Source organism: Anaerobiospirillum thomasii, from assembly GCF_900445255.1.
GTDB classification, from domain to species: domain Bacteria; phylum Pseudomonadota; class Gammaproteobacteria; order Enterobacterales; family Succinivibrionaceae; genus Anaerobiospirillum_A; species Anaerobiospirillum_A thomasii.
Window position 1 is genome coordinate 987,364 of the sequence record NZ_UAPU01000005.1, and the last position, 14,352, is coordinate 1,001,715.

Below are 14,352 nucleotides of genomic sequence, written 5' to 3' on the forward strand. Positions count from 1 at the left end.
AAATTTCTGCTATAGCAGTATCTAAGAGGGCATCACTCATATTTTTTACATCATCTAAAATTTAAAAAGGCACTTTATTGTAGCTTAAAGTGCCTTTTATTTCATGCTCAAATGGATAATCACTGTTTTTGTGCCTGCAGCAGTGCATTAATTTCCCTGGCTACCTGCTTTAATGTCAGCTCCTGGCTTTTTTCAACAATGACTCTGCCAAACTCAAATCTAAACGTACCTATACCCTGAATAGTAAAGACGCCAGAGAAAAAAGCTCTGACATGTTTTGCTATATGCACAGGTGAATAGAATTTGAAATGTCGCATGCGCTAATCTCCATCTGTGTGGTACACACTATAATAATAGTCTTAAGATCGGCCCATTTAAAGCTTTGTCATGCAACAAATTATCAAAATTCAGGCTAAATTATAAATGTGCGATCTAGGTGTATATAATTTCACTGCTTGGGCTTAAAAATGACACGAGATGTGCTTTATCATGCTCTATTTTTACAATTAATGCCGAGGCTGTAACAAAAGGCGGAAAATTACTGTTTTTTAAAAGCTCGCAGGCTAAATTTTCAACCTGAGGTATATGTGAAACCAAAAGCACAGTATCATCTGCTTGGCTTATGGCCATAATATAATCAATTACCGCAGATGCATTGCCAGATGGGGTCAGATCTTTGAGCTCTTCAAATGGCACATCATTATGTATATGTTCTAGTACTATTTTTGCAGTATCAAAGGCTCTGGTTTTAGGTGAGGTTACAATACGGTTTATATCATAGACAGAGGTAAGCTTGAGCGCTGTGGAGTGAGCCTCGTCAATGCCTTCAGGAGTGAGTATTCTGTCGGCGCCCAAAAAGGTGGCGGCCCCATGACGCATTATAATTATGTGCATAAAACTCTCCGTGCTCATCTTTTGTTAACATATAATCTAAAGGCATTTCTATATTAGCAAGTACACACAATATTTACAACAGAACATTCAACTGTGCTTTAATCAGCTTACTCAATTTTAGACTCTTCATGCATACATTTGCTTTATAACTTTAGCCTCCATTTTATCCATACATTTGTATTTATCATACACAAAGGCTTTATAACATACACTAATCCCACTTAACTCGTAGACATTACATGTGCTTATTAAATATGATGCTGATTTTTGTATATATTTTTTATAGATATTAGTTTTTTTATACACCTAAAGACCAAAAGTGCCTGAAAATATCATAATTTTAATATGTTATTCAGTGTAAATTAAGCTTTGTCTATTTTTATAAAAGAGCATATTATTTATTAGTAATAATTAAAGTTTGCACTTTTAATAAATATATAATATTATTATTTTATTATATTATTTTACGTATTAGATATTATAGAGGAAGATGTCATGCCAATGTCACTTAGGGCCTTGAAAAATGCCCGTAATCTGCAGGCTGCCCTGCGAGGTGCCACAATAGAGGATATTGATTCTATTATTGCCAAGCTACAGGAAATTCGCAGTGTAATTGAAGAGGCTGAGCTTGAGGAATCAATAAAAGAGGCAGAGCGCAAGGAGAAATTAGAGCAGGCTCTTGAGTATTTACAGGTTAACAATATTAGTGTTGATGATCTTGTAGCTTCAAAGTCATTAAACAAGCATCAGAAATTAAAGTTCAAACCTAAATATAAATATACTGATCTTGACGGTGTTGAGAGAACCTGGACCGGTCAGGGCAAGTTGCCTACCCATCTGCGCAACCTGCTTGAGCAGACAGGCAAGAGCAAAGAAGATTTCCGTATTGATGATTAATTGATAAATCAATCTGCCATTTTATGAATAAAGCCTTGTATAAGGCTTTATTCATTTTTATACCTAAATTTTAACCAGCCTTTTGAATCTGTTGATTAATCTCAGTTAATGCCTGTACAGGATCTAAAGCCTTGGTTATAGGCCTGCCAATAACCAGATAATCAGATCCGGCCTCAATAGCCTGTGCTGGTGTCATAATGCGGCTCTGATCGCCAATATCACTGCCTGCAGGGCGAATACCAGGTGTTACAATTAAAAAGTCATCACCGCAGCTTCGACGTATGATTGAACTCTCCTGTGCTGAGGCCACTACACCATCAAGACCGCTGTTTTTTGCAAGAGCTGCAAGTCTTAACACCTGCTCTTTTGGACTTATATCGATGCCAATCTCTTTAAGGCCTGCCTCATCCATGGAGGTAAGTACAGTAACGCCAATGATTTTAGTAGCACTGTTGTTGGCCTTAAGAGCCCTAGCTGCCATCTCCATCATCACAGAGCCTCCTGTGGTATGTACATCTACAAGCCATACACCAAGATCAGATGCTGCCTCACAGGCCTTTAACACTGTATTTGGAATATCATGAAACTTTAAGTCTAAAAATACACGAAAATTTCTTTTGACAAGCTCTTTGACAAAGTCAGGTCCTGCAATGGTAAAGAGCTCCTTGCCTACCTTTAAATTACACAGTGAGCTGTCAATTTTATCCACAAAATTAAAAGCATCAGCGGCACTTGCATAGTCAAGAGCCACAATAACCTTAGGATCTATCATATTTACCTCAATTAAAGATTAGTCACCGGCAAGACCGCGTATGGCCTTTAAGGTATTCCAGCGTCTGCATGAAGGGCACTGCCAGAACAGCATTTTTGACTCAAAGCCGCAGCGGCAGCAGCTGTACTGAGCAGATGATGCAATCTGAGCATCCACAAGACTTTTTAGCTGCAAAATGGCATCATTGGCACTAGCATCAAGCTCTTTAGAGCGCAGACGCATCAGTGCTGAAAACAGTTTTAAATTAGGTCTGTCCTTTATATAGGAGGTTAACAGAAGCTTGGCATCATGCACAGAGCCTGTAAGCTCAATAACCTCAACAAGCTCAACAATGGCAGCCGATGACAACGTACGGCGAACCAGATCCTCAAGCTCTATTCTGTATTTTAAATCAGCCTTGTTGGTGTAGATTTTCTGCAAAATTTCAAGACAGACAAGCCCTGCATCATGATCAATACTGCTTATCTGACGCTGCAGCTCAAGAGCCTTTACAAAATCTTTGGCTCTTATGTAGCGCAGTGATAAAAGATAACGGGCTCTGATTGAATCTTTATCAACATCTATAGCTCTTTGCAGCGAGGCTAAAGCCTTGTCATCCTCACCTGAGGCCTCCTCACTCTCTGCTCTCTGGCAGTAGAAGTTTGAAAGCTTGCGTATGACAATGTCGCCAAGATCGTTCTGATAATCAAGAGCTGCCTTTATGGCTCGGTTATAGTCATGCTCATATTCATACAGTGTTACTAAAAGCGAGGCTGCATTGCGTCTCTGGCGAGGAATATCAACTAAAGCTGTAAGTATGATTTCAGCTCTGTCCAAAAGTCCGGCACTTAAAAAATCGCGGGCCAGCTCCAGCTTTGCAATTTCAATCTGTGCGCTTTCATATTCAGTATTTAAAGATAAGGATTCATGCACAGAGATGGCCTTGTCCACCTCTCCGCGCTGACGAAACAGATTGCCAAGCGCCAGCGAGGTTTCAAAGCTTGGATCTGACTCATTAAGATAGGCAATAAATTTATCTACTGCCCTGTCCTTGTCATTGTTTAAAAGATACTCCACACCTCTTAGGTAAGTGACATTCTTTTTGCTCTGCACTTCCTGACGTTGTGAGCTGACTGATGAGCGGCCCATGTAATAACCATAGGCTGCCGCAATAGGTAGTAATAAAAACAGTAATTCGAACATTAACCGCTCACAGAGGAGATTAGTCAGCGCCCTTGGCGTTCTGCTCGGTCTTTAACTGCTTATGCTCGCTTTTCTTGTAACGCTTGAACTCACTCTTTACCTGATGAGCATTGCGCCATACTCTAAGGCAGAAAAGTAAGGAGGCGTAAATACCTAGAAGTATACCAACACCAATACCTACAGCAAATACTGCAGATACTGACAGATCGGTCTTTAAAAACAGAAAATCAAATGAAACTACAGTGCCGTTGGCTGAGCCTACAGCCAGGCCCCAGAAGAAAACAACAGCAAAAATAACTATATAAAGAGAAAACTTAAGCATAAAAAACCTCGGATTCAATAAACCTATAATAGCATTTTTAATACTTATTAGGTATAAAGAAGTATTTAATCTTCAACTAAATCCTTGTCTTTTAATGAGTTTACCTTTTCTTTAAGATCAACTCCAGGTTTAAAATGCACCACTCGTCTCTCTCCTACTTCAACCTTTTGACCTGTCTTTGGATTGTGAGCCACGCGCGGAGCTCTGACTCTGACTTCAAAGCTGCCAAAACCTCTAATTTCAATTCTCTGAGAGGAGGCCAGAGATTTGATCATCTGCTCAAACAGCTCTCTGACGACATCATCAACCAGGGCAGGTGGCAGTTCTGAGTATTTAGCTACTAAAGTGTTTATTAAATCGGCACGAGTCATAAGGCATTCCTTTACGCAGCTTTAATAGCTGTAGTGAGCTATAAAAACTATATAGACCAGATGTTTTTTTTAAATATATCGGATATTTTATATCACATATGCAATTTAAAAAAAGCATTTAAATCAAAGATTTTTAAAAATTTAGCATTATATTGACAAACTGTGAGGGATATTAGATTTTGTTTTATAAACACATAATTTATAAGACAAAAATGCCTTTTTTGGGTTTTATATTCATTGTATAAAGTAACTTTACAAATAATAATTATTTTAAACCGTTATGGATAACTGTTATCTAAAAGCTAAGCTTTTATTATCATTTGAAAAGCAGGAGGGGTAATAATGATTTTATATAGTACAGATAGCAGACAGGCGCCTTATGGCGCCTGTCCTGTAATAAGTGCTACATCAGAAAGCTCTTATTCGCCTTTACGGGCAGCCTCGAAAGCTGCAGCCATAGCTGACTGAGCCTCAGTGCCCTTTGACTGCTCTTTTAAGCTCTCTAAAGCCTCTTTCTCCTCAGCCTCATCCTTGGCACGAATTGAAAGGCTGATGTTACGGGTCTTGCGATCAACGTTGATAAGCTTAGCCTCAACCTCGTCACCTACCTTGAGCACAGTGCTGGCATCCTCAACACGCTCACGTGAAGCGTCCTGAGCACGGATATAGCCAGTTACACCCTCTGCTAAGGTGATGGTGGCGCCGCGGGCGTCAACAGACTCAACTACACCCTTGACCAGAGCACCCTTCTGATTGGTTGAAAGGTAATCACTGAACGGATCTTCTGAGATCTGCTTTAAGCCTAATGAAATGCGCTCACGCTCTGGGTCTACCTGCAGAACGATAGCAGTGATTTCATCGCCCTTCTTGAAGTCGCGAACGGCTTCTTCGCCAGGCTGCTGCCATGAAATGTCTGACAGGTGAACTAAACCGTCGATACCGCCATCTAAGCCGATGAAGATACCAAAGTCAGTGATTGACTTGATCTTGCCGGTTACCTTCTCGCCCTTTGAGTGTGACTCTGCAAACTCAAGCCATGGATTTGGCTTGCACTGCTTGAGGCCTAAAGAAATACGACGACGCTCCTCGTCAATCTCAAGAACCTTAACAGTTACGCTGTCACCTACTGATACAACCTTAGATGGGTGGATGTTCTTGTTGGTCCAATCCATCTCAGATACGTGTACCAGACCCTCAACACCTTCCTGGATCTCAACAAAGCAGCCATAATCGGTAAGATTGGTTACCTTGCCTTCGATGTTGGTGCCAACTGGGAAGCGGGTGGCGATATTGGCCCATGGATCCTCACCAAGCTGCTTTAAGCCTAATGATACGCGCTGACGCTCACGGTCAAACTTTAAGACTTTAACATCGATCTCGTCACCTACAGTTACGATCTCGCTTGGGTGCTTGACGCGCTTCCAGGCCATATCGGTAATGTGGAGAAGACCATCAACACCACCAAGATCAACGAATGCACCATAGTCAGTAAGGTTCTTAACGATACCCTTGACTTCCTGACCTTCCTGCAGAGTGGCCAGTACTGACTCGCGCTCTGTTGAGTTCTCTGACTCAATAACAGCACGACGTGATACAACTACGTTGTTGCGCTTCTGGTCAAGTTTGATTACCTTAAACTGAAGCTCTTTACCCTCAAGGTGAGTTGTCTCGCGAACAGGACGAACGTCAACAAGTGAACCTGGCAGGAAGGCGCGGATGCCGCCTAACTGAACAGTAAAGCCACCCTTGACTTTGCCGTCGATAAGACCCATAACTGGATCGCTGTTCTTAAAGGCCTCTTCAAGCTTGGCCCAGGCTTCGTTGCGCTTGGCTTTGTCACGTGACAGGATGGTCTCGCCATCACCTGACTCGAACTGATCTAAGGCAACATCTACTTCATCGCCGACTTTAACTTCAATCTGGCCCTGAGCATCAAGGAACTGATCTACAGGAATTGAAGCCTCTGACTTGAGGCCGGCGTCTACAAGAACATAACCATTATCAATGCCAACAACAACAGCCTTGACAATTGAACCTGGGCGAGTTTCTACTGATGAGAACTCTTCAAAAAGTTGTGCAAATGATTCCATTAAGGTAATAATTTCCAGTTGCGCCCCTTGGCATCATGCGTTTGGGGGGTTATTTACTAATATCATCATCCATGACGATATACTTTTGTCACAATGACAAATCCTATATATGGCGTTTGATCTCTGCCATAGCCATTTCAACCACCTGCTCTATGCTCATATCTGATGAATCTATTACAAGAGCATCAGCTGCAGGAACAAGCGGTGCAACAGGACGATTTCTATCTCTGTCGTCTCTGTCTTTAATATCCTTTAAAATCTGCTCAAAATCGGCATCTTTACCTGCCTTCTCAAGCTGCAGCACACGGCGTCTGGCTCTGACATCGGCGCTGGCATCAAGGAAAATCTTGACCTGAGCATTTGGAAATACCACAGTGCCCATATCACGGCCATCTGCAACAAGACCATTTTGTGCCTCAAGGGCAAAATCTCTTTGTCTTTGCAGCAGTGCCTGACGTACAGAAGCAATGGCGGCCACCTTGCTGGCATTGACTCCAGCCTCTTCAGTTCTGATGGCACTGCTGACGTCCTCGCCGTTTAATAAAACGTGCACGCCGTCATCTTTAACCTCAAAGCTTAAATTTAATACCAAAGCTTCCTGTACTAAAGAGTCCTCGTCAAAAAGAGCAAGTCCTGCCTTTCTTGCAGCATAAGCCAGCACTCTGTAGATAGCACCTGAATCTAAAAGATCAAAACCAAGCTGCTTTGACAGACGACGTGTAAGTTCACCCTTACCAGCACCGCCAGGTCCGTCTACTGTAATTACTATACTTTCTGCCACAATTAATTTCCTAAACTATAAAATTTAGCTATTATTGCATTATAGGAGACTATATACAAGCTTTTTTGCGCAAAATTGCAAGCCTAGGAACTTAAGCATTCAATGGAGCTGTTATATTGTTCATGCAGCGACAACTGCGTTAAACACCTGTATTTTAATGCGCTGCACGCTAAAATTAAAAACGTTACAATGGTAGACTGACTTTTAAGATATAGAGTGCTATATATTAAAAAAGCGGCAGACTCTTGTCTATGACATATTAGTATGACTCATTTTAGAGAAGATGCAGATCCATGTTAACAAAGATACAGTCTATATAGTTTTTGATATTGAGCTATTGATACAAATTTCTGTATTAAGCCCAAGCTCAATCAGCTTTAGCCTGCTTTGCAATATTGCCAAGTGATGCTATCTCACAGTATTTTCTACAAAAGCCAATACCTATACCATATACCTGTGTATACTGTGTATCAAAAAGATCTGCATATCTTTTTTTAATAATCTGCTCTGTGGCCTCATTAGCTGTCCTAAGGCATAGATCTTCATCGCCAGCGCGTTTGAACTCCAGGATTATAGCTCTTTTATACATAAAATCTTTAAGTATAATATCGCTATAACCAATACCGCTCTCGCTCTCATCTAGTACCTTAATATTGTTCTTTTGTGCGGCGCTAATTAAAAGACCCTGCATCAAGCCATGATAGTATTGCTCAGAGCCTGAGTGTCTTATACTTATATAGACTCTCAGAACAGAGTTTATAATAGCCTGAGCCTTGTCAATATCATTGCCCATCAGTGCCTCTAAAAGCTTAAAGCCTTCATCTTTCCAGCTATCATTGTCATTAGAATATAAGTAAGAGAATTTGGTCTCAAAAGCCTTTCTTACTTCATAATTTGGTATTTTCACACTCACATATTCAAAAAGCTTTGAATTTTCATCAAAGGTGACATAGCCTGTTTGCAGCATCATGGTACAAAAGGTATCAAAGCTCATACCTTGTTTAATATCAGGATAAACACTAAATTCAGAGAGTTTTATTAAAACTGATTTATCATCCATTAAATCCTGTAGCTTTTGTATATTGTCAGCATCATTAGCCTCTATTGAGTTTTTAGTGTACAGAGTGATAATGTCATTACCTGAGCTGTTAACCCAGAAAGGCTTTGGTTCATCGTTACCATCTGTTAATGAAAAACAGTATTCCATTAAAGACCATGGGCAGTAGACATAATCATTGCCAAATCTATAGCCGTTATACCACTTTTTAATCTCATCTTTTTTAGACTCTACACCAAAGTCATCAAGGATTTTATCTGTCTCCTCCTGTGTAAAGCCAAAGAAGGATGAGTAAAGCTCATCGTTTACATTAAAGGTGGTAAAGTTATTAGCATCAGTAAAGACACTTTGATGGGCAATTTTTAAACAGCCTGTAATAATACCCTTATACAGCCAGGCATCAGGATCCTGCTTAAAGGTATTAACACTTATATCACGGATAATGCCAAGCATTTTATTATAGTAAGGCTTCTCAGCCACAACTGCCTTTTGCAATGGCACATCATACTCATCTATGAGAATTAAAACTTGTCTGCCAAACTCTGTATAGAGCATATCTGCAAGTGTTGGTATGAAGGTTCCACAATAAGATATTGCCTTATCAAGCAAAGCATCATTTTTTAATTCACCTTTGTGTTTGAAACAAAAATTGTAAATACTTAAAAAAAGATCCTTTTGCGCCTGAGGAATTTTTTTACTATCAGCAAGAAACAGAAAATATTTATACAGCAGTGCTATCTTAGTAATAATTTTATCAACGGCCTGATGAAAACATAGGCCCTCAACGCCTCTAAAAGAGACATAGATAACAGGCAGCTGTCCCATGACCTTATCGCGCAGCTCTTTATACTCATCCTGAGCTACAGCAAGATTACGGCCATTGTCTATAAAGAGTTTTTGCTGATATGATGTGTCCCCAGGATTTTTATAGTTAAGCTCACAAAAGACCTTAATCATGGACATATTTAAGGTTTTGCCAAAGCGACGGGGTCTTGTGAACAATGCATTTTTTCCACGTCTTTTAACAAAGAGATCGCTAAGATAAGATGTTTTATCAACATAATAGCCATTGTTTAAAATATGACTGGCAAAGTTTTCTTCACCAGATAAGACATCAGTGCCATTGTTTTTAATCATAATACATCCCTTTATCCTGATTATTTATAGCTGCTCTTGTATAAAGATTCGTACTTTATCCAATCTTACTCTAAAATCAACAAGAGACAAAATTACAGATACATAAAAAACAAGATAGCATAAATTTAGATTCTAAAATTGCGCAATTAAAGCATAAGAGATTTTAGTTTACACAGTTATCCTTTCCATCCTTCAATATAAGCTTCTTTTTGCAAATAAATTGCATCTGCTTTTTTGCATCTTCATAGCAACTCACATTTTTAAGTTTTAAACACGCAAATAGGCTTTAGTTTCTCATGTGATTCACGCTCTTTAGATCAAATGATGTATAATCTTGTGATATTTTAAAATTCATCTTAACCACTAAGTCTTAGTTCATTGATGATTTTTAGTAACTATTACAAATAAGAAGGTTTAATTGTGACTACAAAAATACAGCAGGGCCCTGTTGCCAAGCTTCCAACCAAGCATGCTATTTTTAATATAACCATTTTTCGTGATGAAAATCTTCTTGATCATGCTGTTATATTTCTTGGCAATCTTGCAGATGGAGAGCCGGTTTTAACCCGCATTCACTCTGAATGCCTGACAGGTGATGCCCTAGGCTCCCTGCGCTGTGACTGTGGTTTTCAGCTTGATGCCGCCCTTGCCAAAATTGCCAAGGTAGGACGCGGCGCACTTTTATATATGCGCCAGGAAGGCCGCGGCATTGGACTTTTTAATAAGATCAGAGCCTACAAGCTGCAGGATGAAGGCCTTGATACAGTTGATGCCAATTTAAAATTAGGCTTCCCATCAGATGGCCGCACCTATGATGTCTGTGCACTTATGATGCAGCAGCTGGGCTTTAACAAAATCATTCTGATGACCAATAATCCAACCAAGATTAAAGATCTTGAAGAGCATGGCATACAGATAGTTTCACGTGAGCCTCTTGAATACGGTCGCAATGAATTTAATGAAGGCTATCTAGATACCAAGGAAAAACGTATGGGGCATCTGCTTCATCATCAGGACTGATAGCTTCAAGGCTACCTTTAAAGGTAGCTTTTTTATTTAGAGCCTATATCCTGCTCTTTTTATAAAGTGCATGTATTTAAGCTCTGTTGCAGACACACAGTTCCTATAACATATACATATAGGATCTGATATAACAATACTTTGTAATTTAATTATGACAGGCTTTCTTATATGAGAGCCACAAGGCGGCGGGCATAAAAAAAGCACCATATATGGTGCCTGGCGGATGGGGTGAGATTCGAACTCACGGAGGGCGTAAACCCTCGACGGTTTTCAAGACCGTTGCATTCAACCGCTCTGCCACCCATCCAATGAGGGCTATTATATATGACTTTTACATTTAATAAAAGAGTTTTTTTAACAGATGCTGAAGGTTTTTTAGAGGATATGAGCTTATGGAATCAGGAGATCATGCATGAAATGGCCCGTCTTGATGGTCTAGAGCTTACTGACAGGCATATAATTATTATTAAAACGGTGCGTGATTATTATGAAAAATTTAATACCACACCTCCTATGCGCTCTCTTATTGCCTATCTAAAACAACAGGGACTTACAGATCTATCATCATCCATGGCCCTGGCCGCCCTCTTTCCAGATGGAGCCGCCAAAAGCGCCGCCAAATATGCAGGGCTTAAAAAACCTGTCAAATGTGTCTAAAAGATTACCCTGAGACAATTAAAGGTACAGTTTTTACTTGTACCTTTAATCTACCTAACTCTTTAAATACTGATAATATCTTAGATCTTGGTATTATCTGAAAGGCCAGGGGCTACACTCTCATCATGCTTACTGTCATTATCCTTTACAGGCAAGTCTGTCATGCCCTTTTCTTTTGTGCTGCTCTCCTGTATATCCACAGTTTTAAAAGCTGCCCTTAAATACATGACCATAGACCAGATGGTAAGTACAGTGGCCACAAGCAGCAGAGCAATTGAGCCATAGATTATAGGCTCATTATGTCTCCATATAAGACCTGTTATAGCTGTCATCTGTATAGCTGTTTTCCACTTGCCAACCCAGTTGACAGCAACCTGTGCCCTAGCTCCAATCTCTGCCATCCACTCTCGCAGAGCTGATACTACAATCTCACGCGAGATAATAACAATGGCAGGAATGGAAACCAAAAGATTGATATGCTCAAAATAATTGCCGGCCTTGACTGAGTAGAACTCAACTATAAGCACCAGGGCTGTACAGACAATAATCTTGTCAGCTACAGGATCTAAAAAGGCGCCAAACTTTGTAGTCTGCTGCAGCTTTCTTGCAAGATACCCATCTAAAAGATCGGTAAAGGCTGCCACAACAAAAACAAAGGCGGCCAGAAGATTGGAGCCTGGGTTTGGCAGGTAGAACAATAAGACAAACACAGGGATTAAAAGCACCCTGAGCATAGTTAGAATATTTGGCAGATTGTACATCTTTATTTTCCTTTGACACTACTGCTCTATTATAGTCCTAAGCTACAACAAATACCTTAGTTAAACCACAGTGGACCCAAAAAATCCCTTTTTGGAAGCATAAAAGACTCAGGATATGTAACATCCACAAGATACAGACCATTGGCAAAGGCTGTAGGTCCTGCAATATTTCTGTCTTTGCTCTCAAGCACCATGGACAGCCACTCTTTATCGCGTTTGCCAGAGCCCACCTCTAAAAGCGAGCCTACAATATTTCTAACCATATGGTGTAAAAAGGCATTGGCCTGTATATCAAAGACAATATAAGGCCCAATACCTGATACATTTAAAAAGTGCACACAGCGAAAAAAGGAGCGTGACTCATCATCACTGGCCTTAAATGCTGAAAAATCCCTCTCACCAAGCAGTAACTGAGCTGCCTCATGCATGACACTTACATCATACTGCCCCATATAGGTACTCACTCCCTTATTTAAAATGGCAGGACGGTAAAGTGAGCTTTGCATAATGTAACGATAGCGTCTGGCCTTGGCGCTAAAGCGGGCATGAAAGCTCTCATCTACATGCCTGGCCCAGGTAATAGCTATATCATCTGGCAGTTTAGTGTTGGTACCAAGTACCCAGGCTCTATCCGATCTTTCCTTTGTCACATCAAAAGATACAACCTGACCTGTGGCATTGACGCCTGTATCAGTACGTCCGGCACAGTTAAGAGTAATGGGCTCATCAGCTACAAATGACAAAGCCTTTTCAAGCTGACCCTGTATGGTATCAGCATGATTCTGCCTCTGAAAGCCTGCATAATTTGTTCCCTGATATTCAACACCTAAAGCTATACGCACATTTCCACCTTTTAAAACTGCAAAATATAATTTTTATGTATGGTCCTGTGCCATCTGGCACTGCAAAAGCGTGACTGCAATATAGGTCAGTGCAGTCACTGACATTTACTTAAAGACAAAAAACTTTGAGACCAGATAGGTAATACCTGTTACAAAGATCATGGCAATTACCAGAGCCGGCAGGCCTGCTATTACATAGAGCACCAGATAATAAACTATAATATTGCGCAGCAGTAGCATGCCAAGGGCCAGGGCTAAAAAGGAGAGCATTTTGCCATCTTTTTTAAAAGTATAGTTTTTATGTCCAAAGTAAGAGACAAAAAAGGCAATGGCAAAGGCTATAGTTGTAATTGCATTTTCAGACAGAGGCGTCATATAAATAAGGGCAGCGCTGATTATAAGATCGGTAAGCGTAGCTGCCGATCCTACAAGTATAAAGCGCACAATCTCAAATATATGAGAGCTTTTATTATCCTTAAGATTAAGCCCTTTCACCTATTTATCCTTACTAGCGTTATCTGCGCCATCTTCTGACTTCTCATTGACATAAATTCCGCATCTGGTTTTAACAAAACCCTGAGGCAGAGTATCCTTTAGCGGACCTGCAATCTCTTTGGCCACATAGACAGGACGGCCCTTGGTTTCCTCAGAGATACGCCCAAGATACTCGCCTAAAATACCAATTGAGATAAGCTGCACCGAACCTAAAAATAATACGGCACACATAATAGAGGCATAACCTGGCACATCAATACCAAAAAACAGGGTATTGAGCACTATATAGAGCATGTATACAAGAGCTAGCACGCCTATAAAGCCACCTATATAGGACCAGATACGCAGTGGCAGCGATGAGAATGAGACAATACCATCAAGGGCAAAATTCCACAGTTTCCAGTAATTCCACTTGGTGGTGCCGGCCACTCTTTCAGGTCTTTTATAGGCCACGCCCTTTGAGGAAAATCCTGGCCAGGCAAAAAGACCTTTCATAAAGCGGTTGGACTCTGACAGAGTTTTAACCGACTCAATAACCTTTCTGTCAATAAGTCTGAAATCGCCTACATTTTCAGGGATTTTCACCTTGTTGGAGAGTTTGTTGAACACATAGTAAAAACCGCCTGAGGTTACTCTTTTAACCTCTGTATCCTTAGAGCGATCTGTACGTATGCCATAGACAGTATCAATGCCCTCTTCTCTCCAGATTTTTACAAATTCCAAAATAAGCTCAGGCGGATCCTGCAGATCAACATCTATAGGCACTACAGCATCGCCACTTGCCAGATCCAAAGCTGCAGTCATGGCAGCCTCTTTACCAAAATTACGTGACAGAGCAATAAAGTTTATATAGCTTTTGCTTTGCATCAGATTTTTAATAATCTGTGCACTTTTATCCTTTGAGCCATCATCAACAAAGACAATTTCAATATGCTCCATAATAGGAGCTAAGATCTTTTCAACCTCACTGACAAAAGTCTCAATAGTCTCCTCTTCATTATAGACAGGCACTAAAAGTGAGATCCTGTAATTATCATCATATCTGCTCATATGTATTATCCATAGTTAATT

Annotated in this window: 15 protein-coding genes, 1 tRNA gene and 1 pseudogene; 3 read left to right on the forward strand and 14 right to left on the reverse strand. The window is 40.4% G+C overall.

From position 1 onward, the window contains the following. Positions 1–119: 119 nt before the first annotated feature. Both DRZ93_RS04410 and sixA read right to left on the reverse strand, forming a co-directional pair. Complete coding sequence (locus DRZ93_RS04410; protein WP_113744930.1) at positions 120–317, reverse strand: DUF1107 family protein; 198 nt, start codon at positions 315–317, stop codon at positions 120–122. A gap of 115 nt (positions 318–432) precedes the next feature. Further along, positions 433–894: a phosphohistidine phosphatase SixA gene (gene sixA, locus DRZ93_RS04415; protein WP_172458043.1), complete on the reverse strand. Its 462-nt coding sequence runs from the start codon at positions 892–894 to the stop codon at positions 433–435. Between the two features lie 495 nt (positions 895–1,389). Here sixA and DRZ93_RS04420 point away from each other — a divergent pair, with 495 nt between their 5' ends. After that, the gene (locus tag DRZ93_RS04420) at positions 1,390–1,791 is read left to right on the forward strand and encodes an H-NS family histone-like protein (protein WP_113744932.1); all 402 of its coding nucleotides are present in this window, start codon (positions 1,390–1,392) and stop codon (positions 1,789–1,791) included. 70 nt (positions 1,792–1,861) lie between these two features. On the opposite strand, the gene pyrF is transcribed toward DRZ93_RS04420, so the two are convergent. The 7 genes from pyrF to DRZ93_RS04455 form a co-directional block, all read right to left on the reverse strand. After that, on the reverse strand, positions 1,862–2,563 hold the full coding sequence (gene pyrF, locus DRZ93_RS04425; protein WP_113744933.1) for an orotidine-5'-phosphate decarboxylase: 702 nt from the start codon (positions 2,561–2,563) through the stop codon (positions 1,862–1,864). An 18-nt stretch (positions 2,564–2,581) separates the two neighbouring features. Beyond that, a complete protein-coding gene (locus DRZ93_RS04430) occupies positions 2,582–3,745 on the reverse strand; it encodes a hypothetical protein (RefSeq protein WP_146740848.1) in 1,164 nt (387 codons plus the stop codon). Between the two features lie 19 nt (positions 3,746–3,764). Further along, positions 3,765–4,067, reverse strand: a complete 303-nt coding sequence (locus DRZ93_RS04435) for a lipopolysaccharide assembly protein LapA domain-containing protein (RefSeq protein WP_113744935.1) — start codon at positions 4,065–4,067, stop codon at positions 3,765–3,767. Between the two features lie 65 nt (positions 4,068–4,132). Continuing rightward, on the reverse strand, positions 4,133–4,438 hold the full coding sequence (locus tag DRZ93_RS04440; protein ID WP_113744936.1) for an HU family DNA-binding protein: 306 nt from the start codon (positions 4,436–4,438) through the stop codon (positions 4,133–4,135). A gap of 419 nt (positions 4,439–4,857) precedes the next feature. Beyond that, entirely contained in the window at positions 4,858–6,528 is a 1,671-nt protein-coding gene (gene rpsA / locus DRZ93_RS04445; protein ID WP_113744937.1) for a 30S ribosomal protein S1, read from the reverse strand. 103 nt (positions 6,529–6,631) lie between these two features. Next, positions 6,632–7,312 (reverse strand): (d)CMP kinase, encoded by a 681-nt coding sequence (gene cmk / locus DRZ93_RS04450; protein ID WP_218564270.1) that lies wholly within the window; start codon positions 7,310–7,312, stop codon positions 6,632–6,634. Positions 7,313–7,676: 364 nt separating this feature from the next. Next, positions 7,677–9,503: an AAA family ATPase gene (locus DRZ93_RS04455; RefSeq protein ID WP_113744939.1), complete on the reverse strand. Its 1,827-nt coding sequence runs from the start codon at positions 9,501–9,503 to the stop codon at positions 7,677–7,679. A gap of 420 nt (positions 9,504–9,923) precedes the next feature. On the opposite strand from DRZ93_RS04455, the gene ribA reads away from it, so the two are divergent. Then, positions 9,924–10,523 carry a GTP cyclohydrolase II gene (ribA, locus tag DRZ93_RS04460; RefSeq protein ID WP_113744940.1) on the forward strand — a complete coding sequence of 200 codons (600 nt, stop codon included), beginning with the start codon at positions 9,924–9,926 and terminating at the stop codon, positions 10,521–10,523. Positions 10,524–10,743: 220 nt separating this feature from the next. Here the strand turns inward: ribA and DRZ93_RS04465 are convergent. After that, positions 10,744–10,833 (reverse strand) — tRNA-Ser (locus DRZ93_RS04465). A 17-nt stretch (positions 10,834–10,850) separates the two neighbouring features. On the opposite strand from DRZ93_RS04465, the gene DRZ93_RS04470 reads away from it, so the two are divergent. Continuing rightward, complete coding sequence (locus tag DRZ93_RS04470) at positions 10,851–11,183, forward strand: TusE/DsrC/DsvC family sulfur relay protein (protein ID WP_113744941.1); 333 nt, start codon at positions 10,851–10,853, stop codon at positions 11,181–11,183. Between the two features lie 206 nt (positions 11,184–11,389). Here the strand turns inward: DRZ93_RS04470 and pgsA are convergent. From pgsA to DRZ93_RS04490, 4 genes and pseudogenes are all read right to left on the reverse strand, one after another. Beyond that, positions 11,390–11,944: pseudogene (gene pgsA / locus DRZ93_RS04475) on the reverse strand (CDP-diacylglycerol--glycerol-3-phosphate 3-phosphatidyltransferase); the annotation flags it as partial. A 56-nt stretch (positions 11,945–12,000) separates the two neighbouring features. Next, positions 12,001–12,786 (reverse strand): tRNA pseudouridine(38-40) synthase TruA, encoded by a 786-nt coding sequence (gene truA / locus DRZ93_RS04480; protein ID WP_113744943.1) that lies wholly within the window; start codon positions 12,784–12,786, stop codon positions 12,001–12,003. A 105-nt stretch (positions 12,787–12,891) separates the two neighbouring features. Then, positions 12,892–13,281 (reverse strand): GtrA family protein, encoded by a 390-nt coding sequence (locus DRZ93_RS04485; RefSeq protein ID WP_113744944.1) that lies wholly within the window; start codon positions 13,279–13,281, stop codon positions 12,892–12,894. Continuing rightward, positions 13,282–14,331: a glycosyltransferase family 2 protein gene (locus tag DRZ93_RS04490; RefSeq protein WP_113744945.1), complete on the reverse strand. Its 1,050-nt coding sequence runs from the start codon at positions 14,329–14,331 to the stop codon at positions 13,282–13,284. It abuts the gene before it with no gap. Between the last annotated feature and the right edge of the window lie 21 nt (positions 14,332–14,352).

Bases quoted from the DNA above. Each gene is read 5' to 3' on its own strand.
- DRZ93_RS04430 (WP_146740848.1), bottom strand. From the start codon at position 3,745: ATGTTCGAATTACTGTTTTTATTACTACCTATTGCGGCAGCCTATGGT.
- DRZ93_RS04470 (WP_113744941.1), top strand. From the start codon at position 10,851: ATGACTTTTACATTTAATAAAAGAGTTTTTTTAACAGATGCTGAAGGT.
- DRZ93_RS04455 (WP_113744939.1), bottom strand. From the start codon at position 9,503: ATGATTAAAAACAATGGCACTGATGTCTTATCTGGTGAAGAAAACTTT.
- DRZ93_RS04435 (WP_113744935.1), bottom strand. From the start codon at position 4,067: ATGCTTAAGTTTTCTCTTTATATAGTTATTTTTGCTGTTGTTTTCTTC.
- DRZ93_RS04420 (WP_113744932.1), top strand. From the start codon at position 1,390: ATGCCAATGTCACTTAGGGCCTTGAAAAATGCCCGTAATCTGCAGGCT.
- sixA (WP_172458043.1), bottom strand. From the start codon at position 894: ATGCACATAATTATAATGCGTCATGGGGCCGCCACCTTTTTGGGCGCC.
- DRZ93_RS04410 (WP_113744930.1), bottom strand. From the start codon at position 317: ATGCGACATTTCAAATTCTATTCACCTGTGCATATAGCAAAACATGTC.
- DRZ93_RS04490 (WP_113744945.1), bottom strand. From the start codon at position 14,331: ATGAGCAGATATGATGATAATTACAGGATCTCACTTTTAGTGCCTGTC.
- DRZ93_RS04440 (WP_113744936.1), bottom strand. From the start codon at position 4,438: ATGACTCGTGCCGATTTAATAAACACTTTAGTAGCTAAATACTCAGAA.
- rpsA (WP_113744937.1), bottom strand. From the start codon at position 6,528: ATGGAATCATTTGCACAACTTTTTGAAGAGTTCTCATCAGTAGAAACT.
- pyrF (WP_113744933.1), bottom strand. From the start codon at position 2,563: ATGATAGATCCTAAGGTTATTGTGGCTCTTGACTATGCAAGTGCCGCT.